At 51.2% G+C, this 18,924-nt stretch carries 20 protein-coding genes; 17 read left to right on the top strand and 3 right to left on the bottom strand.

Features of this window, described 5'->3' with window-relative positions; genetic code table 11:
- The 9 genes from BLP47_RS06445 to dnaE all read left to right on the top strand — a co-directional run bounded on the left by BLP47_RS06445 (nucleotide 1) and on the right by dnaE (nucleotide 9,169).
- Nucleotides 1-774 (top strand): FtsQ-type POTRA domain-containing protein, encoded by a 774-nt coding sequence (locus BLP47_RS06445; protein WP_157671556.1) that lies wholly within the window; start codon nucleotides 1-3, stop codon nucleotides 772-774.
- A 140-nt stretch (nucleotides 775-914) separates the two neighbouring features.
- Entirely contained in the window at nucleotides 915-2,105 is a 1,191-nt protein-coding gene (ftsZ, locus tag BLP47_RS06440) for a cell division protein FtsZ (RefSeq protein WP_091851738.1), read from the top strand.
- On the top strand, nucleotides 2,102-2,797 hold the full coding sequence (locus BLP47_RS06435) for a YggS family pyridoxal phosphate-dependent enzyme (RefSeq protein WP_157671554.1): 696 nt from the start codon (nucleotides 2,102-2,104) through the stop codon (nucleotides 2,795-2,797). The genes ftsZ and BLP47_RS06435 overlap by 4 nt, the downstream gene beginning before the upstream one ends.
- A 27-nt stretch (nucleotides 2,798-2,824) precedes the next feature.
- Nucleotides 2,825-3,220: a cell division protein SepF gene (locus BLP47_RS06430; protein ID WP_091851732.1), complete on the top strand. Its 396-nt coding sequence runs from the start codon at nucleotides 2,825-2,827 to the stop codon at nucleotides 3,218-3,220.
- A gap of 4 nt (nucleotides 3,221-3,224) precedes the next feature.
- The gene (locus tag BLP47_RS06425; RefSeq protein ID WP_091851729.1) at nucleotides 3,225-3,509 is read left to right on the top strand and encodes a YggT family protein; all 285 of its coding nucleotides are present in this window, start codon (nucleotides 3,225-3,227) and stop codon (nucleotides 3,507-3,509) included.
- 52 nt (nucleotides 3,510-3,561) lie between these two features.
- A complete protein-coding gene (locus tag BLP47_RS06420; RefSeq protein ID WP_091851726.1) occupies nucleotides 3,562-4,242 on the top strand; it encodes a DivIVA domain-containing protein in 681 nt (226 codons plus the stop codon).
- Nucleotides 4,229-4,723 (top strand): signal peptidase II, encoded by a 495-nt coding sequence (gene lspA, locus BLP47_RS06415; protein ID WP_157671552.1) that lies wholly within the window; start codon nucleotides 4,229-4,231, stop codon nucleotides 4,721-4,723. Before BLP47_RS06420 ends, lspA begins: the two co-directional genes overlap by 14 nt.
- The gene (locus tag BLP47_RS06410; protein ID WP_371325781.1) at nucleotides 4,689-5,648 is read left to right on the top strand and encodes an RluA family pseudouridine synthase; all 960 of its coding nucleotides are present in this window, start codon (nucleotides 4,689-4,691) and stop codon (nucleotides 5,646-5,648) included. The genes lspA and BLP47_RS06410 overlap by 35 nt, the downstream gene beginning before the upstream one ends.
- A 29-nt stretch (nucleotides 5,649-5,677) precedes the next feature.
- Nucleotides 5,678-9,169, top strand: a complete 3,492-nt coding sequence (dnaE, locus tag BLP47_RS06405; protein WP_091851719.1) for a DNA polymerase III subunit alpha — start codon at nucleotides 5,678-5,680, stop codon at nucleotides 9,167-9,169.
- On the opposite strand, the gene BLP47_RS06400 is transcribed toward dnaE, so the two are convergent.
- Complete coding sequence (locus BLP47_RS06400; RefSeq protein WP_091851717.1) at nucleotides 9,166-9,690, bottom strand: flavin reductase family protein; 525 nt, start codon at nucleotides 9,688-9,690, stop codon at nucleotides 9,166-9,168. The two genes, dnaE and BLP47_RS06400, sit on opposite strands and share 4 nt — an antisense overlap.
- A gap of 49 nt (nucleotides 9,691-9,739) precedes the next feature.
- Between BLP47_RS06400 and hisD the strand changes: the two genes are divergently transcribed.
- From hisD to BLP47_RS06385, 3 genes are read left to right on the top strand one after another with little or no spacing between them, the layout of a single operon-like run.
- Nucleotides 9,740-11,047, top strand: coding sequence for a histidinol dehydrogenase (gene hisD, locus BLP47_RS06395; RefSeq protein ID WP_091851714.1), 1,308 nt, complete (start codon nucleotides 9,740-9,742; stop codon nucleotides 11,045-11,047).
- Nucleotides 11,047-11,490, top strand: coding sequence for a transcriptional regulator NrdR (nrdR, locus tag BLP47_RS06390; RefSeq protein ID WP_091851711.1), 444 nt, complete (start codon nucleotides 11,047-11,049; stop codon nucleotides 11,488-11,490). Before hisD ends, nrdR begins: the two co-directional genes overlap by 1 nt.
- 4 nt (nucleotides 11,491-11,494) lie before the next feature.
- On the top strand, nucleotides 11,495-12,484 hold the full coding sequence (locus BLP47_RS06385) for a quinone-dependent dihydroorotate dehydrogenase (protein WP_091853034.1): 990 nt from the start codon (nucleotides 11,495-11,497) through the stop codon (nucleotides 12,482-12,484).
- On the opposite strand, the gene BLP47_RS06380 is transcribed toward BLP47_RS06385, so the two are convergent.
- Both BLP47_RS06380 and BLP47_RS06375 read right to left on the bottom strand, forming a co-directional pair.
- Complete coding sequence (locus BLP47_RS06380; RefSeq protein ID WP_091851708.1) at nucleotides 12,481-13,482, bottom strand: aldo/keto reductase family protein; 1,002 nt, start codon at nucleotides 13,480-13,482, stop codon at nucleotides 12,481-12,483. The two genes, BLP47_RS06385 and BLP47_RS06380, sit on opposite strands and share 4 nt — an antisense overlap.
- Nucleotides 13,483-13,506: 24 nt before the next feature.
- A complete protein-coding gene (locus BLP47_RS06375; protein WP_091851705.1) occupies nucleotides 13,507-14,046 on the bottom strand; it encodes a DUF3043 domain-containing protein in 540 nt (179 codons plus the stop codon).
- A gap of 35 nt (nucleotides 14,047-14,081) precedes the next feature.
- Between BLP47_RS06375 and BLP47_RS06370 the strand changes: the two genes are divergently transcribed.
- The 5 genes from BLP47_RS06370 (at nucleotide 14,082) to BLP47_RS06350 (ending at nucleotide 18,901) form a co-directional block, all read left to right on the top strand.
- Nucleotides 14,082-15,494, top strand: coding sequence for a M20/M25/M40 family metallo-hydrolase (locus tag BLP47_RS06370; RefSeq protein ID WP_091851702.1), 1,413 nt, complete (start codon nucleotides 14,082-14,084; stop codon nucleotides 15,492-15,494).
- Between the two features lie 20 nt (nucleotides 15,495-15,514).
- Nucleotides 15,515-15,856 (top strand): iron-sulfur cluster insertion protein ErpA, encoded by a 342-nt coding sequence (gene erpA / locus BLP47_RS06365; protein WP_091851699.1) that lies wholly within the window; start codon nucleotides 15,515-15,517, stop codon nucleotides 15,854-15,856.
- Nucleotides 15,857-15,935: 79 nt separating this feature from the next.
- A complete protein-coding gene (gene coxB, locus BLP47_RS06360) occupies nucleotides 15,936-16,790 on the top strand; it encodes a cytochrome c oxidase subunit II (RefSeq protein WP_371325780.1) in 855 nt (284 codons plus the stop codon).
- Nucleotides 16,791-16,796: 6 nt separating this feature from the next.
- Nucleotides 16,797-18,488, top strand: coding sequence for a cytochrome c oxidase subunit I (gene ctaD / locus BLP47_RS06355; RefSeq protein WP_091851693.1), 1,692 nt, complete (start codon nucleotides 16,797-16,799; stop codon nucleotides 18,486-18,488).
- A complete protein-coding gene (locus BLP47_RS06350; RefSeq protein ID WP_249883305.1) occupies nucleotides 18,485-18,901 on the top strand; it encodes a cytochrome c oxidase subunit 4 in 417 nt (138 codons plus the stop codon). Before ctaD ends, BLP47_RS06350 begins: the two co-directional genes overlap by 4 nt.
- Nucleotides 18,902-18,924 lie beyond the last annotated feature (23 nt).

Below are 18,924 nucleotides of genomic sequence, written 5' to 3'. Positions count from 1 at the left end.
TTGAAAAAACCTGAACGGGAATTGATTCGGCAAGAGCGCAAGAGATCTCTAAAACCGAAAAAAGCTAAATCTGGGACCGGATCAATCGGTGCCTTTGGGATTTTGGGACGTTCCCTTTTGATCGGTGGCCCATTAGCCCTGGTGGCTCTCGTGCTGGCAACTTTTGTCACCCCACTTTTAGCAATTGAAAACATTTCAGTTTCGGGCACCGAACGCATCTCGGGGGCGACAATCGAAAAGAGCCTGCAGGGTCTGATTTCAAGACCCCTGACTACGATCAGCGAGAGTGAGATTACCGAGCTACTAGCAGACTTTGCGCTAATCGAGACGTTCGCAATTCAGGCAGTGCCGCCGCACACTCTTGAGGTAAAAATTAGAGAACGGCAACCCATCGTAGTGATTGCTAAAGCTGGCAAGAATTTTCTTTACGACCCGGCGGGAGTGAGAATCGCCCAGATGACTAAAGAGGATAAGTATCCATTTCTATCGATTGGAACAAACGACCTAGCTAGTCCTGAATTCAAAACCGCGGTCAAGGTTCTTCTCTCACTTCCTCTAAAAAACTACGAGCGAGTTTTTTCAATCGAGGTTTCAAGCTCTCTGACCACGATTCTGACTCTCCGGACTTCCAACATCAAGGTGATCTGGGGTGGAGTGAATGATCCCCTGCTAAAGGCTGAGGTGTTGGACTCCTTGATTGCCACCAAGCTAAAAAAAGGTGTTCAGATAGACGTAACCAGTCCAAACTCTCCGGTAGTGACATATCCCCGTTAGTGGATGAATTTTAGTTTGCGACACGCCCGAGAATCTGGGACGCCAAGGCCCGGGTAACGCATACCTTTTGGGCGCAAATCGAAAACTTTTTGAAAAGCTAAGCCTCAGCCTTAGCTTGAGAGTTTTTTACAGGAGGCAAAGTGTCACAATTACCTAACTACCAGGCAGTTATAAAGGTTGTGGGAGTCGGCGGCGGCGGTGTGAATGCGCTGAACCGCATGATTCAGTCTGGCTTACGCGGAGTCGAGTTTGTGGCAATCAACACCGACGCCCAGGCCCTACTGATGTGTGACGCAGATGTGAAGCTAGATATCGGCCGCGACATAACCCGTGGTCTCGGTGCTGGAGCGGATCCAGAGGTAGGTCGTCGAGCAACTGAGGAGCACGAGTCTGAGATCGAAGCAGCCCTCAAGGGAGCCGACATGGTTTTTGTGACCGCTGGAGAGGGCGGCGGCACTGGAACCGGCGGCGCTCCCGTTGTCGCTAGAATCGCGAAACGATTAGGCGCATTGACAGTTGGTGTGGTCACCAGGCCATTTAATTTCGAGGGCAAGCGTCGCGCCGTGCAGGCCGATGAGGGCATCAGAGCGCTTCGCGAAGAGGTTGACACCCTCATTGTTGTTCCGAACCAGCGCTTGCTGGAGATGACTAATAAAAAGATTTCCGCTCTCGAGGCTTTTATTACTGCTGATGATGTCCTTCGTGCGGGAGTTCAGGGCATCAGTGACTTGATCGTGGTTCCAGGACTAATCAACCTTGACTTCAACGATGTGAAGTCAGTGATGCAGGGAGCGGGAAGTGCTCTGATGGGGATTGGCACGGCAAAGGGTGAGGACCGAGCTGTTCGCGCGGCAGAAATTGCTGTTTCTTCGCCACTGCTGGAGGCGACCATCGAAGGAGCCCACGGCGTTCTTCTATTAATTCAAGGCGCATCCGATTTAGGTTTGCACGAAATTGATGACGCCGCGCGCTTGGTCCAAGAGGCAGTGCACCCGGAGGCAAACATTATCTTTGGAGCGACTATTGAAGATACTCTCGGCGACGAAGTTAGGGTCACGGTTATTGCCGCAGGCTTTGATGGCGGCGAACCAATTCGCCGCAAATTTGAATCTCAAGCTTTCGCCTCCTCGGCTCTGAGCTCCTCGGCTGCCACCGCGCAGGTGGCTAGCGAGTGGGCCTCGGTAGAGCCTTTGGAGTCCGAGGGCATCCCGGGGTCTGTGCAAGAGTTTGAAACTGAAGCCGAGATTGTTTCGCCAGAAGGGGATCGCGAAAAAGTCTCCACCAAGGGGAGCTTCGGCGATGACTTGGATTTGCCTGAATTCTTCCGTTGAGTTCAGTTTCCGAGCGCTACGAGCAGATTGAGCAAAGAATTCAATCGGCTTGTGGTCTAGCCGGCCGATCCAGGAGCGAAGTCGAACTCATTGTGGTGACTAAAAATCATCCCGTGGATCTTGCGGTGGAGCTTTTTGATCTGGGTCATCGAAACTTCGGTGAGAATAAAGATCAAGAGGTCAGCCAGAAAGCCCAGGAATTTGCGCTTCTCAAGCCTCAAGCCGTGGTGACTTGGAGCTTCATAGGCCAGCTTCAAAGCAATAAGGCTAAGTCCGTGATTCGATATGCCAGTTCGCTGCACTCCTTGGATCGAAGTTCTCTTTTGAAAGAGCTCAATAAACAGCTCGAAATAGCGGATTCTGAGTTGAGGGTATTCATTGAGCTAAATCTCACAGGAGATTCCAATCGTGGCGGAATTCAGCCAGACAACCTGGTGGAATTCGCCCATTTGGTTTTGGACTCGCCACGACTTAAATTGCAGGGCGTAATGGCGGTGGCGGGCCTAAATGTAGACCCGAGGCAGGATTTTGAGATAGCGAGAACCGCGGCTGAAACTCTATTGACAATGGAGCCCGATGCAAAGTACTTATCGATGGGAATGAGCGAGGATTTTGAAGTCGCCATAGATTTTGGGGCGACACACCTCAGAGTTGGATCGGCAATAACGGGACCTAGGCCGCAGAGCGCCTAGTCTTTATACGAACTTGAAGGAGTAAACATGGGCGCGATGAATTCGATTTTGACTTTTTTCGGCTTTGGATCTAGCGAAGCTGTCAAGCCTGAAACTGCTTCCTCCAATAAACCTAAATCCATGGCACCAAGGCCGAGACGCTCGGGTGAGATGTCGGAAATTATGACGCTTGACCCGCAGTCTTACGCTGACGCGAAGGAAGTGGCCGCTAGTTTTCGAATGAACATTCCAGTTATCGTCAATATTGCCGCCATGAGCGAGCCTGATGCCAAGAGGATGCTGGACTTTATGATTGGCCTCAAAGAGGGCTTAGAGGGCCACCTAAGGCGTGTAACGCCAAAGGTTTACCTGCTCAGCCCCTCTCACGTAGCGGTTACGGACAATGAAGCGTCTGAAGCGGATGTTTCTCAGGAGATGCTCTAGGTCAATGACAATAATCGGGACAGCCCTGTATTGGGTTTTGCAGTTTTATATTTACGCGATGTTTGCGAGATTTATTGTGGATTTAGTCGTAAGCGTGAAACCGGACTGGCGACCGCCGGCAGCGGTTATGCCAATTATTGATTTCGCTTACTCGATAACCGATCCACCCATCAAATTTGTTAGGCGCTTCGTGCCGCCTTTGCGTTTGGGGCCAATAGCGTTGGATTTGGCTTGGACAATCGTTCTTCTTGCCGCAGTGATTCTGCAGGGCTTTGCCAGAGGTATCTAAAAAGCCCTAACATAGGCGATGAACTTATAGTGCTGGATGAGGAAGGTGCGAGATGGCCCTGACGCCTGAAGACGTAGTAAACAAGAGATTTACCATTGTCAAATTCCGCGAGGGATACGACCAGGATGAGGTAGACGACTTCTTGGATGAAATCACCAAGGAGCTTCGTCAGATGGCGTTGGAGAATGAGTCTCTAAGAGGAAAGCTAGCGGCTTCTGAAGCCTTGGAATCCGAGCCTGTCCCGAGTATGCCAGACTTCCCGGTCGCACCAATTTTGGCGGCCGCGGTCCCATCTGCTGCGGACGCCAGCAACTCCCACAGCCTTCTGGAGCTTGCTCGAAGACTCCATGAGGAGCATGTGCGCGAGGGTCTTACCAAGCGGGATCAGCTCATCCGAGATGGGCAGGAGAATGCGGCCCGCTGGGTTCGCGATGCCGAATCTCAAGCCAGAGCTGTCATCGGACAACTCGAATTGGATCGAAGGGCAATCGAGAGCACAATCGATGATCTTCGTGATTTCGAGCAGGACTATCGGTTTAGACTTCGCGACTACATTGAAACCCAGCTTGCTTCTTTGGTTCGAGAAGAACTCATTGATCAGGACCCGAGTCAGGCGGTAGCGCTGGTTCAAGAAGAGATTGACTTGGCTGCCCGCGCCGCCACGGAAAACGACAGCGACTTAGATAATACTTATTCCGGGAACGAACAGAACGAGCTCGGTGAGCGCAGTTAGCAATCGCCGTAACCTGTTTTTTGCAACAGCTTTTTTAGTAATACTGCTAGACCAAATCACCAAAGAGCTGGCTATCTTTTTTCTCACGCCTGGCACTTCGGTTCCCTTTATCGGCGAAATAATTCGATTTAGGTTGGTCTACAACGATTCCGCAGCTTTTTCGCTGAGCTTTGGGGCAACTTGGATACTGGCAATCATTTCGATTCTGGCGGTTCTTGGGTTGCTCTGGTATGGACCGAAGGTGAAGACGACGCTGTGGGGTCTGATAGCTGGATTTGTAACTGGCGGGGCGGCCGGTAATGGAATTGACAGAGTGCTTCGCGAGCCGCAGCTTTTCAGTGGTCACGTGGTCGACTTCATTCAAGTGCCGCTTAATTTTCCAATCTTCAATTTGGCTGATTCATTTTTGGTAATCGGAGTGGCATTGATGATTTATCGGACTTTGCGTGGGGATCAGATCGGCGGGGGAGTTGGTAAGTAAGTACCTTCCGGTTCCGGATTCTCTGATTGGCGAGCGGGCAGACCTGGGCCTCAGCAAAATGCTCGGATTGAGCCGTTCTCAGTCAGCCGAATTGCTTGGTGCTGGAGCTGTTAGTGCCGCTGGCAAGCTAATTGGCAAGTCTGATCGCCTCACTGTTGAGATGTTAATCGAGGTGGTATTGAATGAGAAACCGGTTGGCCTCGAGATCACCTCGGATGCGGTGGTGGATTTCAAAATTATTTTCCAAGACGATCACATCGTGGTGGTGGACAAGCCAGCGGGTGTTGTCGCTCACCCTTCTGCGGGATTTGATGGACCGAGTGTTCCGGGCGCGCTTTTGAACTTAGGGGTAACCCTCACCACATCGGGGGCTCCGGAGCGCCAGGGAATTGTTCAGCGGCTGGATGTGGGCACTAGCGGTCTAATGGTCTTGGCAAAATCCGAGCGATCATACTCGGTGCTGAAGCAGGCTTTTCGCGATCGAACTGTGAAAAAGACTTACCATGCGCTTGTTCAGGGGAGTCCCGAACCAAGTTCCGGGACAATCGATACTCCGATTGCACGCAGCCAAAAACACGATTATAAATTCACAATTTCTCCAGATGGCAAGCCCGCTGTTACCCACTACAGCACAATTGAATTACTTCCGGCCGCAAGCTTAATGAAGGTCGGATTAGAAACTGGGAGAACCCATCAAATCAGGGTGCATTTTTCGCAATTCAGACACCCGCTTGTGGGTGACCCGCTTTACGGGTGTGATCCAAAACTTGCGAGCGCCCTGTCTCTGGAGCGTCAGTGGCTGCACGCCATGAAGCTGGGATTTGCCCATCCTAAATCTGGCAAATGGGTCGAATTTGAGAGCGAATACCCATCCGATTTAAAACTCGCCCTCGATCGACTGCGTGATTCAAGCTTTCGGTTTTAGGCTTTAGCTTTGAAGGCAAAGAGGTTTCGGTGAGCAAGGATAATTTTGTGCACTTGCACAACCACACCGAGTACTCAATGCTTGACGGTGCGGCCCGCATCAAGCAGCTTGTGGGCAAGGCCGCTGAGCTGAAGATGCCGGCAATCGCCATGACCGATCACGGCAATACCCATGGAGCTTACGAGTTTTGGAAACAATCCAAGGCGGTAGGTATCAAGCCGATCATTGGTATTGAGGCATATTTAGCCCCGGAATCTAGGTTATTGAAATCAAAGGTGCGCTGGGGAGATGGCGGGGACGATGATGTCTCTGGCGGCGGGGCCTACAGTCACATGACCATGTGGGCTACTGATAACAACTCGATGCAAAATCTCTTTAGATTGTCTTCGGAATCCTATCTTTCGGGTTATTACTTTAAGCCGCGCATGGATAGGGAGTTGCTCCATAAATATGGCAAGGGCCTGATTGCGACCTCGGGGTGCCCAGGTGGCGAGGTTCAGACCAGGTTGAGAATGGGTCAATACGATAAGGCGGTTGAGACGGCCGCGGAATTTAGGGATATTTTTGGGGAGGGCAACTTCTTTGTCGAATTGATGGATCACTCCCTAGATGTCGAAAAACGAGTGCGCGAAGATCTGTTGCGTTTGGCCAAAGACCTGAATCTTCCCCTAGTTGCCACCAATGACCTGCACTACACCGAGCAGGCCGATTCTCAGGCACACGACGCTTTGCTGTGCGTTCAGGTTGGGTCAAATCTTTTAGACCCAAATAGATTCAAGTTTGAATCTCAGGAGTATTACCTGAAGTCTGCTGCGCAAATGCGCGAGATTTTCAGGGATGTTCCCGAGGCTTGCGACAACACGCTTTTGATTGCCGAGCGTTGCGAGGTCGATTTCATCAAACGAGACCTAATGCCGCGCTTTCCAGTTCCTGAAGGTCAAACAGAGTCCGGTTGGTTTCAGGAGGAGGTTTGGCGTGGGATGGAACGCAGGTTCCCACAAGGTTTTAGCGAAAAACATAAAGATCAGGCTGCCTACGAGATTGAAGTGATCATCAAGATGGGTTTCCCGGGTTATTTTTTGGTGGTGTCAGATTTTATCGCCTGGGCAAGGAATCAGGGTATTCGGGTTGGTCCGGGGCGGGGCTCCGCGGCTGGGTCACTGGTTTCTTATGCGATGGGGATTACGGAGTTGGACCCATTGCTTCACGACCTGATTTTCGAGCGGTTTCTTAATCCCGAGCGACTCTCCATGCCCGACATCGATGTGGACTTTGATGATCGTCGAAGGCCAGAGGTCATCAAGTACGTAACCGAAAAATATGGCAGCGATCGAGTTGCGCAAATTGTCACGTTCGGCACCATCAAAGCAAAGCAGGCCCTGAAGGATTCATCACGGGTTTTAGCGATGCCATACGCAGTGGGGGAGCGACTCACCAAGGCTATGCCGGCGATGGTGATGGGCCGAGATGTCTCGCTTCAAGACCTGATCAATAAGGACTCTGAGCGTTACTCCGAGGCCCAGGAATTTCGCGAGATCATCGAAACCGATCCGGACTCCATGAAGGTGTTTGAATTGGCCCAGGGTCTAGAGTCCCTTAAGCGGCAGTGGGGCGTTCACGCTGCCGGCGTGATTATGTCGGCAGAGCCGCTAATGGACGTGATTCCGATTATGAAGCGTGAGGAAGACGGCGCCATCATCACTCAGTTTGATCAGCCGCCCTGCGAAGAGCTGGGTCTTCTAAAGATGGACTTTTTGGGGCTCCGAAACCTGACTGTGATTGATGACGCCCTGGAGAACATTCGCTCAAACCGCAAACAAGAAGTGGTTTTGGAGACACTAGATCTAAATTCTGATATTCCGACTTTCGAACTTATGTCAAGGGGTGACACTCTAGGAGTTTTCCAGCTTGACGGCGATTCAATGCGGCAGCTTTTGCGATTACTGAAGCCGACAGAATTTGAACACATCTCCGCAGTGATTGCCCTATATCGACCCGGTCCAATGGGCATGAATTCGCACATTAATTACGCCCAACGAAAAAATGGAGTCCAGGAATCGCAGGGCATCCACCCCGAGCTCACCGAGCCACTGAGGGACATCCTGGGGCCGACTTATGGTCTAATCGTCTACCAAGAGCAGGTTATGGCTGCGGCTCAAAAAGTGGCTGGCTACACCTTGGGCCAGGCAGATCTGTTGCGCCGAGCCATGGGTAAGAAAAAGCCGGAAGAGCTAGCCAAGCAGTTTGAAGCTTTCAGCGACGGAATGGTTGCTGGAGGGTTTTCAAAGCCTGCAATCACTGCACTCTGGGACACCCTGCTGCCTTTTGCTGACTACGCCTTCAATAAAGCGCATTCGGCTGGCTACGGTGTTCTTTCTTATTGGACCGGCTATCTCAAGGCGAACTTCCCTGCGGAGTTCATGGCGGCACTTCTAACCTCGGTGGGAGATTCTAAGGACAAGCTAGCGATCTACCTAAATGAGTGTCGCAAGATGGGCATCAAGGTGGTTCCGCCTGATGTAAACCAGTCCATCGGGGTCTTTGCCGCCGTGGGTGAAGATATCAGATTCGGCTTGGGTGCTATTCGCAACGTTGGTAAAAACGTGGTTGACGCAATCGTTCAGGCGAGAAAAGCAGGTCCCTTTTTATCGTTTCACGATTTCCTTTCGCGATCATCGCAGCAGGCCACCACGAAGAGGGTTGTTGAGTCGCTCATCAAGGCCGGGGCCTTCGACTCTCTCGGGCACACCAGAAGATCTTTGATCGCAATTCACGAGGAGGCAATTGATTCGGCCAGCGTCACTCGTAAGCAAGCGGCTTCCGGGCAAGTTGATCTATTCGGAGAACTGGAGGGTGAAGACCCAATGGTGGTCCAGGTCCCCAGTCTGCCGGAGTGGACCAAGCGCGATCTACTTTCTCACGAACGCGAGATGCTCGGCCTTTATGTTTCTGACCACCCGCTGGCTGGCCAAGAAGCACTTCTTCTGAGGCACTCAGACATGGGGGCAATCGCGCTCAAGGAAAGTGACATCCAAGACGGCGAGACGGTCACCCTGGCGGGCCTAATAACACAGGTGCAGCACCGGATTGCAAGATCCTCGGGCAACCCTTGGGGTCAGGTAACGCTTGAGGATTTCTCGGGGGAAATCAGTTTGATGTTTATGGGTAAGACCTACATCGAGCATCGTGAAAAGTTAGTTCCAGATCAGACTGTTTCGGTGCGTGGAAGAGTTTCAAGGCGTGATGAAGAAATCATGGTTCAGGCCTATTCGATCGACCTACTTGATGCGGGTAGAGAGCAGGGCGGTGTTATTAAGCTCACCATCTTGGAGGCAATGGCCACCAAGAGCCGCTTGGAGAAACTCTCCGAAATTTTGGCTAGATATCCTGGTCCTGTGGAGGTGCAAGTGAAGCTAGTGGGATCGGGAACAAAGCACTTCTTGCTTCCTCAACGGGTGGGTGTTGATCACACCCTATTTGGAGAACTTAAGGCGCTTTTAGGTCAGGAGGCAGTGGATTAGTAGTTATCTGCTAGTCGCTCACCAATTGCTGCGTATCCGCGCTGAAAGTAGATAAGTGGGGATTTATTTCTTTGATAATCCTCGGCAGTTATTGCGTCAACCACCACAACAGCGTTGCTCTCAACTTCGAATCGCTCCCTCACCTTGCCCACCAAAACAGCACTCACGCCATTGAGTAGCGGTGTATTTCCGGGTCCTGTTTGATAATCGAGATCGACAAACCGATCCTTTGAGAGCCCTGCAAATCTTTGAGCCAATTGAATCGAGTCGTCACTAAGAGCGTGAATTGCGACCCACTTGCCAATTCTCAAGTGCGGGTAGCTCGATGAGCCCTGGGATATGTTGAAAGACGCCAATGGCGGCCTAGATCCAAGCGATGTGACCGAGGATGCCGTGAAACCAATTGGCTCACCATCGCTATTGGTTGATGTGATTATGGCTACGCCGGAAGCATGCATTCTGAATACGGCCTTGAGTGCTTCTGAGCCCTCAAGGGGCAATGTGGGGTCTAAATTTGTCATGTCAAGATAAGGTTAGGGCATTAGCTGAGACATTTTGAGAGGGTTTCTAGTGCGCAGGGTAGTTATCAGCCAACAAATTACTCAAGAGCTGGTCCGCGAACTAATTCCCAGGGCTGCAATAAATATTGCCGAAGCCACCGATGCCACTTCCACAATCATTACCGAGGTCAGAGACTCCGGGATTGAGGCTCTAAAAAAGCACAGCGCCAAATTCGACGGTGTCATCCCAGTAAATTTCAGGGTGCCCAAAGCCTCGCTAGAAAAAGCTCTGAGGGAGCTTGACTCTGAGCTAAGAATTTCAATTGAAACTGCGATTGAGCGAGTAAAAAAAGTCAGCGAAGCGGGATTGCCTCAAGAGTTTTCTGTCGAATTAGCCCACGGTGCTTTTGTTCACCAGCGATACCACCCAGTTGACTCTGTGGGGCTTTATGTTCCTGGTGGAAAGGCCGTTTACCCTTCAAGTGTTGTCATGAACGCGGTAGCTGCGATGGTCGCAAAAGTTCCGAGAATCGCGATAGCAACGCCGGCTCAGAAGGAATTTGGCGGATTGCCTCATCCGAGTATTTTGGCAACGGCAGAGCTTCTTGGCATTTCAGAGGTTTACGCAATTGGGGGAGCAAGTGCGGTTGCAGCTTTTGCATACGGGGTGAAAGAAATTGGTCTAGAGCCGGTCCGCATGGTCACAGGCCCGGGGAACATTTTTGTTGCTACGGCAAAAAGGCTACTTCGCTCCGAAATAGGAATCGACTCCGAAGCGGGGCCATCTGAGATCTTGATAATCGCCGATGGTGCCGCCGATGCCAGAATGATCGCTGCAGATTTGATTTCGCAAGCGGAACACGACGAGAACGCGGCGGCAGTTTTGGTGACGGATTCTGAGCAGTTGATTGGCCGTGTTGAAAGTCAGATCGACTTGCTGTCAAAAAATACGGCTAATAAAGAGCGCATTAGTATCGCCCTAAATGGACAACAGTCGGCCCTAGTTTTGGTGAAAAATATCGAAGCAGCGATCGAGGTGTCAAATTTCTATGCCACCGAACATCTTGAAATCATGACTAGCGACCCACGCGAAGTGCTAGCGAGGATTTCAAATGCCGGAGCAATTTTCTTGGGTTCATATTCTCCTGTCAGCTTGGGGGATTACCTGGCTGGATCAAACCACGTTCTACCCACTGGAGAGCAGGCCAAATATGGCCCAGGCCTCGGGGTTCACAGTTTCTTGCGTCCTCAGCAAATCATTGAATACTCCGAGTCTGCACTGAAGCAAGTGGCGGATCAGATATCCGTTTTTGCTAATAATGAAGGATTGCCGGCCCACGCGGAAGCGGTCCAGCTTCGTTTCGAGAAAGATAACTGATGCACTGTCCATTTTGCAGAAATTCAGACTCTAGGGTGATTGACTCCCGGACCTCAGACGACGGCTCCTCAATTCGACGTCGCAGGCAATGCCCCGAGTGCCAAAAGCGTTTTACAACCATCGAAACTGCAAGTCTCATGGTCACCAAAAGAAGTGGAGTCACCGAACCTTTTTCAAGAGACAAAATTGTCTCTGGTGTGCGCAAGGCCTGCCAGGGCAGGCCAGTCACCGATGCCGATCTAGCGTTATTGGCTCAACAGGTAGAAGAAGCACTTCGTTCATCAGGTGCTGCGAGCATTGAGGCCCAGGACATTGGCCTTGCGATCCTGGTGCCACTAAGGCAATTGGATCATGTTGCGTTCATGCGCTTTGCGAGTGTCTATCAAGCTTGGGATTCGCTCGAGGACTTCGAGGCAGCTGTAGATTCACTAAGGAAATCGTAAATTGCTGTACCGGCTTGTTTTTAGGTTTTTCTTCAAACCGCTTGAGCCAGAATTCGCACACCACGTAGTAGTTTTTGGTTTGTCTTTTTTGTCAAAGGTCGGCCTGCTCAGAGCGAAGAAGTCACCGAGACCAATCACCGAATTGGGGCTGAATTTTGAGAATCGACTTGGAATGGCGGCAGGTTTTGACAAAAACGGAGAGTACATTCGCCCTTTGCATGCTCTTGGTTTTGGGCACATCGAGATTGGCACCATAACCGCAATTGCTCAGCCGGGAAATCCAAAACCGCGGATGTTTAGACTTCCGGATCAAAGAGCTTTGATAAACCGAATGGGTTTTAATAATCAGGGAGCCCTGGCGGTTAGTAGGCGAATTCAAAAATTGCGCGAGCGTCACGATGTTTTGCCGATAATTGGAATAAACATTGGGAAGAGCAAGGTCACCGAAGCTCATTTAGCTGCTGCTGATTATCGAGCTAGTGCCAAGCTTTTGGCTCCAGTGGCCGACTATCTGGTTGTCAATGTTTCCTCACCGAATACTCCAGGTCTTCGGGATTTGCAACAAGTTCAGGAGCTAGGTCCAATTCTTAGCGCCGTATTAGCCGAGGCTGGATCGAAGCCAGTTTTGGTCAAAATAGCTCCGGACCTTGCAGACCAAGACGTCTTGTCGGTTTTGGAGCTGGTAAAGCGTTTAGGTCTCAGCGGAGTGGTGATCGCAAATACGACAATCAAGCGCGAGGTTGCGGGAGATCCAGAGGTTTTGAGACAAGCTGGCGGGCTGAGTGGCCCGATGCTGAGACTTAGAGCAACAGAGATGCTGGAACTTGCTCGAGCGGAGCTGAAAGAGGGTTACACGATAATTTCAGTGGGTGGTTTGGAAACTCAGGAGGATGCAAGGAACAGGATCGCACTCGGGGCCAACTTGCTTCAGGCTTACACGGGTTTTGTATACGGCGGACCTTTTTGGGCCCGCCGTATCACACGGGGTCTCTAGGACATTCTTCCTTCAGGTGATTTAGTGAGGCTCGCGTCTCGCACGACGCTTGAGCCGAGAATCTCGTCAATTTTGATGAGCATTTCCTTTGGAATTTTCACACCGCTGGCTGCAACATTGGAAGCGATTTGCTCTGGCTTAGATGCCCCAACAATCGCCGCAGAAATGTTTGAATTGTTCAGAACCCAAGCGATTGAGAGCTGAGCCATTGTGATGCTCAGCTCATCGGCTAATGGCTTTAGGAGCTGAACTTTAGTTAGCACCTCATCTGACATGTATTTCTCGATAATGCTCGCCAGTTCTGGATCGGCAGCTCTTGAGCCCTCAGGAAGCGGTGCTCCCGGCAGATATTTGCCGGAGAGAACTCCTTGAGCCATCGGCGACCAAACAATCTGAGTGACGCCGTTTTGCTCGCTGGTGGGAATGACTTTTTCCTCAATTACCCGATACAACATCGAGTACTGCGGCTGATTGGAGACAATCTTGAAGCCAAGTCCTTTGGCAAGTTTTTGGCCTTCGCTAATTTGCTCTGCGGTCCACTCTGAGACACCTACGTAAAGAACCTTGCCCATACGCACAAGGTCACCAAACGCCTGCATGGTCTCTTCGAGGGGTGTTTCGTAGTCGTAACGGTGAGCCTGGTAGAGATCGACGTAGTCGGTCTGAAGCCGCTTTAGCGAACCGTTTATGGACTCGAAGATGTGCTTGCGGCTCAATCCAGTGTCATTTGGACCCTTTTCAGCAACTGGCCAGTAGACCTTTGTCAGAATCTCAAGACCTTCTCGGCGCTGGTTTTTCAGGGCTTTACCCAACACGGTTTCCGCGGCCTGGTTGGCGTATACATCTGCAGTGTCATAAGTGGTGATGCCGGCTTCAAGCGCTGCAGCAACGGTCATCATCGCTTGGTCATCGGCTATTTGAGAGGCATGGGTCAGCCAGTTGCCGTAGATGATTTCTGAAACTTTGAAACCGGAGTCGCCAAGATATCTAAACTGCATTTTTATTGCCCTATCTACTAGTGATTATTTAAGCTTTGCAAAGCGCGCGACCTGCGGCTTCGGAATCCGCAGTGAGCGCATCTGAATTGAACGCATTGCTCCATACCAAACCAAGCCGCCTTCGAGCTTGTCGGCACCGAACTTTGCGGTCACCATCTTTTTGACTCTGCGGCCAACAATCCAGGCATCTATTGCCACGACTCCAAACAGTCCCCACATTGTGAAAAGTGACACTAGTTGGACAATGTAAGAGTCAATGAAGGTGGTCAGTACGACTACCAGCAAGAGCGGCAGAACTAGCTCGCCTGCCGTGAATCGCGTGTCCACGACATCGCGGGCGAGCTTTCGCTGAGGGCCCTTGTCGCGAGCGGTTAGGTAGCGCTCGTCCCCGGCCATCATGCCCTCGCGGGACTTTTTTCGCTCCTCGCGTACTTTGTCTTTATTTGCTGACTTAGCAGCCTTACTGCGATCTCCAACCAAAGGGCGCTGGTTAGCATGCTCTTGGTCTTTTCTGGCCGGGGTCGGTCGACCTTTTCCAGCTTTTGGTTCGCTTAGATCACTCATCTGAACCTTTCAGGATTTGCCACTAGATTACTGCCATGGCGTTTAGCGAAAAACCCTTAGACCAATCCTTAGTTACTCCCGTAGAGGAATTTATCTCCCGAGAATTCGATGAAGCGGTGAATCTGCTAGGCGAGTTTGTATCCATCCCGGGAATTGCGTGGCCGGCTTTTGATCCCCAGAATCTTGAACTTTCAGCTCAGCGGGTGGCTCAAGAGTTTGAGAACCTAGATTTTTTTGATTGGGTCGACATTCGCAAATCGAAAAAACCAGATGGCCAACTTGGTTCTCCGGCGATATTAGCTAGGCGAGCCGGCAAGCCGGGAGTGCCTCATGTCCTGCTTTACGCTCACCACGATGTTCAGCCGCCGGGGGATTCTGAGCTTTGGGAAACCGAGCCTTTTGTTGCGACCCGCAAGGGGGAGAGGCTTTTTGGTCGGGGAGCGTCCGATGACAAGGCTGGGATTGTGACCCACCTCTGGGCAATCAAGGGTTTAAAGCATCTCGCCGAAGAATTAAACCTCGGGGTGACTTTATTTATTGAAGGTGAAGAGGAAGCGGGTTCTGAGTCATTTGCGAATTTCTTGATTGATAACGAGAAAGATTTGGCCGCTGATTTAATCATCGTGGCCGATAGTGGCAACTGGACCGAAGAGGTGCCAGCTCTGACCACATCGCTTCGAGGAATGGTGTCTCAGGTTGTGACAATCAAGACCCTCGACCATGCGGTTCACTCCGGGATGTTTGGCGGCCCGCTACCGGATGCTATGACCGCGATGATTCGCCTTCTGGACAGCCTCACGGATGAGAGGGGAGATGTTGCAATTTCTGGGCTGCGGTCAACCAAGGTGGACGAATTACCACTCAGCGAAGAAGAGTTCCGACAATCTGCTGGAATTCTAGAGGGCGTGCAGATTCTTGGATCCAAATCTTTGGTTCAGCAGAACTGGGGGGAACCTGCGGTTACCGTGATTGGCATCGATGCCCCTACGGTTGCGCTCTCCTCGAACACTGCGCAACCGGAAATTACCGCCAAGATTTCGCTCAGGCTTTCACCCGATGAAAATCCAGCTACGGGTTTGGATTTATTGCGCAAGCACCTCGAATCTCACGCTCCCTTTGGAGCTCGCGTGAGTTTTGGGCACAGCGAACAGGGTCCCGGGTATCTCGCTAAGAGCGGCTGGGCCTCAAAGTTGGCACACGAGGCTTTCAGTGCTTGCTGGCCAAATCCGTCGGTAAATATTGGAATTGGTGGTTCGATTCCTTTTATAACCGACTTTGCCCGAGTCTTTCCTCAGGCTGAGATATTGGTTACTGGCGTTGAGGAGCCCGACTCAAGAGCTCACAGCCCAAACGAGTCCCAGCATTTGCCAACTTTGAAAAGAGCGATGGCTGCAGAAACTCTTTTGTTGCTTCACGGGAATCAGTTGCTAACTAATGAGTTAAACTAAGAGAGATTTAGGGAGAAATAATGTCAAATGTCGCAACCCACGGAGTAGTTCTGACTGACACCGCAGTTGAAAAAGTACGCGGTCTGTTATCCGCCGAAGGTCGCGATGACCTCAGGCTCAGAGTAACCGTGCAGCCGGGTGGCTGCTCGGGACTGATTTACCAGCTATTTTTTGACGAGCAGCTAGAAGAGGCCGATGCTGTAGCAGCTTTTTCCGGGGTAGAGGTGGTGGTCGACGCGATGAGCGTGGTTTATCTAGACGGAGCTTCAATCGATTTCGAGGACACCATTCAGAAGCAGGGCTTCACCATCGACAATCCAAATGCGGGTGGCTCTTGTGCCTGCGGAGATTCCTTTAGCTAAATGCACCAAAACTCCCAAAATTCTAATAACCCTCGGGTTAGAATTAGGACGCATAATTGCTATTTAGAAGGAAGTTTCAGTGAATAAGAACCGTCGCCGGATACCTGTTGCGATCACTGCAGCGTCTTCGTTGCTCTTTCTAACCGGGTGTTCTCCAGAAATGCAGCGTGGCTTTCTTCCAGACGCTGCTGGAGTCACAAATCACACCGACTTAGTCATTGGGCTCTGGACCACTTCATGGATAGTTTTGCTACTGGTCGGAGCGATCTCTTGGGCTCTAATGGCCTGGGCGTTGATTGTTTACCGTCGCCGCAAGGGTGAAACCGAAATGCCGGTTCAGCTGAGGTACAACCTTCCAATTGAGACTCTTTTTACAGTGATCCCTCTAATTCTCGTGGTGGGCTTCTTCGCCTTCACCGCGAGAGACATGTCGCTGATTGAAAACCCTGTTGAAGAGCCGGATGTCAGGATTGAAGTCGTGGCAAAGCAGTGGAGCTGGGACTTTAATTACGTGGACGACAACGTTTACTTCTCCGGCATTCAGGCCCAGGTCGAGGGTCCGGATCCTGACGTCTTATCCAAACTGCCAACCCTTTACCTCCCGGTAGGTAAGAGCGTTCAGATCGAACTGAACTCCAGGGACGTCATCCACTCTTTTTGGGTAGTCGATTTTCTGTATAAGAAGGACATGTTCCCCGGACACACCAACTACATGTACTTCACTCCCTTGAAGGAGGGAACCTACATCGGCAAATGCGCTGAGCTCTGCGGAGAATATCACTCCATGATGCTCTTTAATGTCAAGGTGGTTTCGTTGGCGGAGTATGAAAAACAAATGGGTCAGCTTGCGGTTGCTGGAAACGTAGGCCAGCTCTCAGGGGAATTTGACAGAAATCAGAATATGCCTGGCGGCAAAGTTACTCGTGAGGACTAAGGAAAAATGGCAACGATAACCGACATTCGCTCCAACCCATCTAGCTTCACACCTAAGCGAACCAAGGGTCAGATTATTGTCGACTGGGTAACCACCACCGACCACAAGAAAATTGGCTACTTATACCTGATCACCTCTTTTTTATACTTCCTCATTGCTGGCGTGATGGCCTTGATTATTCGCGCTCAGCTTGCCCTGCCCGGCCTTGAGGTTGTTGCCACGAAGGAACAGTACAACCAGCTTTTCACCATGCACGGAACAATCATGCTTCTTATGTTTGCAACCCCGCTTTTTGCAGGTTTTGCAAACGTTTTAATGCCAGTTCAAATCGGGGCCCCCGATGTGGCTTTCCCAAGGCTGAACTCGATTGCCTACTGGCTCTTTAGCTTTGGATCTCTAATCGCAGTTTCCGGCTTCTTTACCCCGCAGGGGGCGGCTTCCTTCGGCTGGTTTGCCTACGCTCCGCTGTCGAACACCACATTTTCGCCAGGCATTGGCGGAGATCTTTGGGTCTTCGGATTAGCCCTGAGCGGTTTCGGGACCATTTTAGGTGGCGTGAACTTCATCACCACCATCATCACAATGCGTGCACCTGGAATGACAATGTGGCGCATGCCGATCTTCACCTGGAACACCCTAGTCACGTCAATCTTGATCATCATGGCGTTCCCACCGCTGGCTGCGGCATTATTTGCACTCGGAGCTGATCGCAAGCTGGGCGCTCACATTTTTGACCCCGAAAACGGGGGAGCAATGCTTTGGCAGCACTTGTTCTGGTTCTTTGGGCACCCAGAGGTTTACATCATTGCGCTACCGTTCTTTGGAATTATTTCTGAGATCCTCCCCGTATTCAGCCGCAAACCGATCTTTGGCTATAGGACATTGGTCTATGCCACGATTGCCATTGCTGCCTTGTCGATGACGGTATGGGCTCACCACATGTATGTAACAGGCCAAGTGCTTCTTCCTTTCTTCGCGTTCACCACGATGCTTATCGCAGTTCCCACGGGTGTGAAGATATTCAACTGGATTGGAACGCTCTGGCGCGGTTCGGTTACCTTTGAAACTCCGATGCTCTGGAGTCTGGGCTTCTTAGTGAGCTTCGTCTTTGGGGGTCTGACTGGAGTGATATTGGCGTCACCGGCCTTAAACTTCGCTCTGTCTGACAGTTATTTCGTTGTCGCTCACTTCCACTACGTTGTCTTTGGAACTGTGGTGTTTGCAATGTTTGCCGGATTCTACTTCTGGTGGCCTAAGTTCACCGGCAAGATGCTCAACGAACGCCTGGGTAAAATCCACTTTTGGATCTTATTCATCGGATTCCACACTACGTTCTTGGTTCAGCATTGGCTCGGTGTGCTTGGAATGCCTCGTCGATATGCCACTTATCTTGTTGAGGACGGTTTTGCCGAAATGAACCTAATCTCTTCGGCAGGGGCTGCGCTTCTGGCAGTGTCGATGATTCCATTCTTCTGGAACGTTTTCATCACCGCGCGGCACGGCAAAATGGTTGGGCTCAAGGACCCTTGGGGTTACGGCCGCTCGCTAGAGTGGGCCACGGAATCGCCTTTTCCAAGGCACAACTTCCACTCCATTCCAAGAATTCGCTCCGAGTCTCCTGCGTTTGACATGAACCATCCCGAGTACGCGGCTCAAGAGGCAAAGGATGCCTACGTCAAGGAGGGATTAGTTAAGTGAAATCAAACATTGGCATGCTAATTGTCTTGGCCGTTTTCTTCACACTGACAGCGGTCGGGTATGTTCTGCTCTCCAATATTTATTGGGGCTACACCGAGCCAATTGGCACAATCGTCATTGGATTATTGGTTCCGTTATGTTTATTCATCGCTTACTACCTATACGCTGCCGATAAGCGCTCGGCTTTGCTTCCAGAAGATCGCCTAGATGCTGAAATCTCAGACGACTCTGGTGAAGTCGGGTTTTTCAGCCCATGGAGTTGGTGGCCACTGATCCTTGGAGCTTCTCTTGCCTTCGTGTTTCTCTCGCTTGCTGTCGGCTGGTGGCTCACTTATTTTGCGATCCCATTCGCAATCGTTGCAGTTATTGGCTTCGTGTTCGAGTACAGTCGCGGAGCACACGCTCGTTCATAGGGCTGCGAACGGGTGCATGCGCC

The sequence above is a fragment of the Candidatus Aquiluna sp. UB-MaderosW2red genome (assembly GCF_900100865.1).
Classification (GTDB): domain Bacteria; phylum Actinomycetota; class Actinomycetes; order Actinomycetales; family Microbacteriaceae; genus Aquiluna.
This window is presented reverse-complemented; position numbering and strand designations above follow the sequence as displayed.

Coding starts and splice junctions, on each gene's coding strand:
- BLP47_RS06430 (WP_091851732.1), top strand. CDS start 2,825: ATGGGCGCGATGAATTCGATTTTGACTTTTTTCGGCTTTGGATCTAGC.
- BLP47_RS06425 (WP_091851729.1), top strand. CDS start 3,225: ATGACAATAATCGGGACAGCCCTGTATTGGGTTTTGCAGTTTTATATT.
- BLP47_RS06420 (WP_091851726.1), top strand. CDS start 3,562: ATGGCCCTGACGCCTGAAGACGTAGTAAACAAGAGATTTACCATTGTC.
- BLP47_RS06400 (WP_091851717.1), bottom strand. CDS start 9,690: ATGACAAATTTAGACCCCACATTGCCCCTTGAGGGCTCAGAAGCACTC.
- nrdR (WP_091851711.1), top strand. CDS start 11,047: ATGCACTGTCCATTTTGCAGAAATTCAGACTCTAGGGTGATTGACTCC.
- BLP47_RS06380 (WP_091851708.1), bottom strand. CDS start 13,482: ATGCAGTTTAGATATCTTGGCGACTCCGGTTTCAAAGTTTCAGAAATC.
- BLP47_RS06375 (WP_091851705.1), bottom strand. CDS start 14,046: ATGAGTGATCTAAGCGAACCAAAAGCTGGAAAAGGTCGACCGACCCCG.
- BLP47_RS06370 (WP_091851702.1), top strand. CDS start 14,082: ATGGCGTTTAGCGAAAAACCCTTAGACCAATCCTTAGTTACTCCCGTA.
- erpA (WP_091851699.1), top strand. CDS start 15,515: ATGTCAAATGTCGCAACCCACGGAGTAGTTCTGACTGACACCGCAGTT.
- ctaD (WP_091851693.1), top strand. CDS start 16,797: ATGGCAACGATAACCGACATTCGCTCCAACCCATCTAGCTTCACACCT.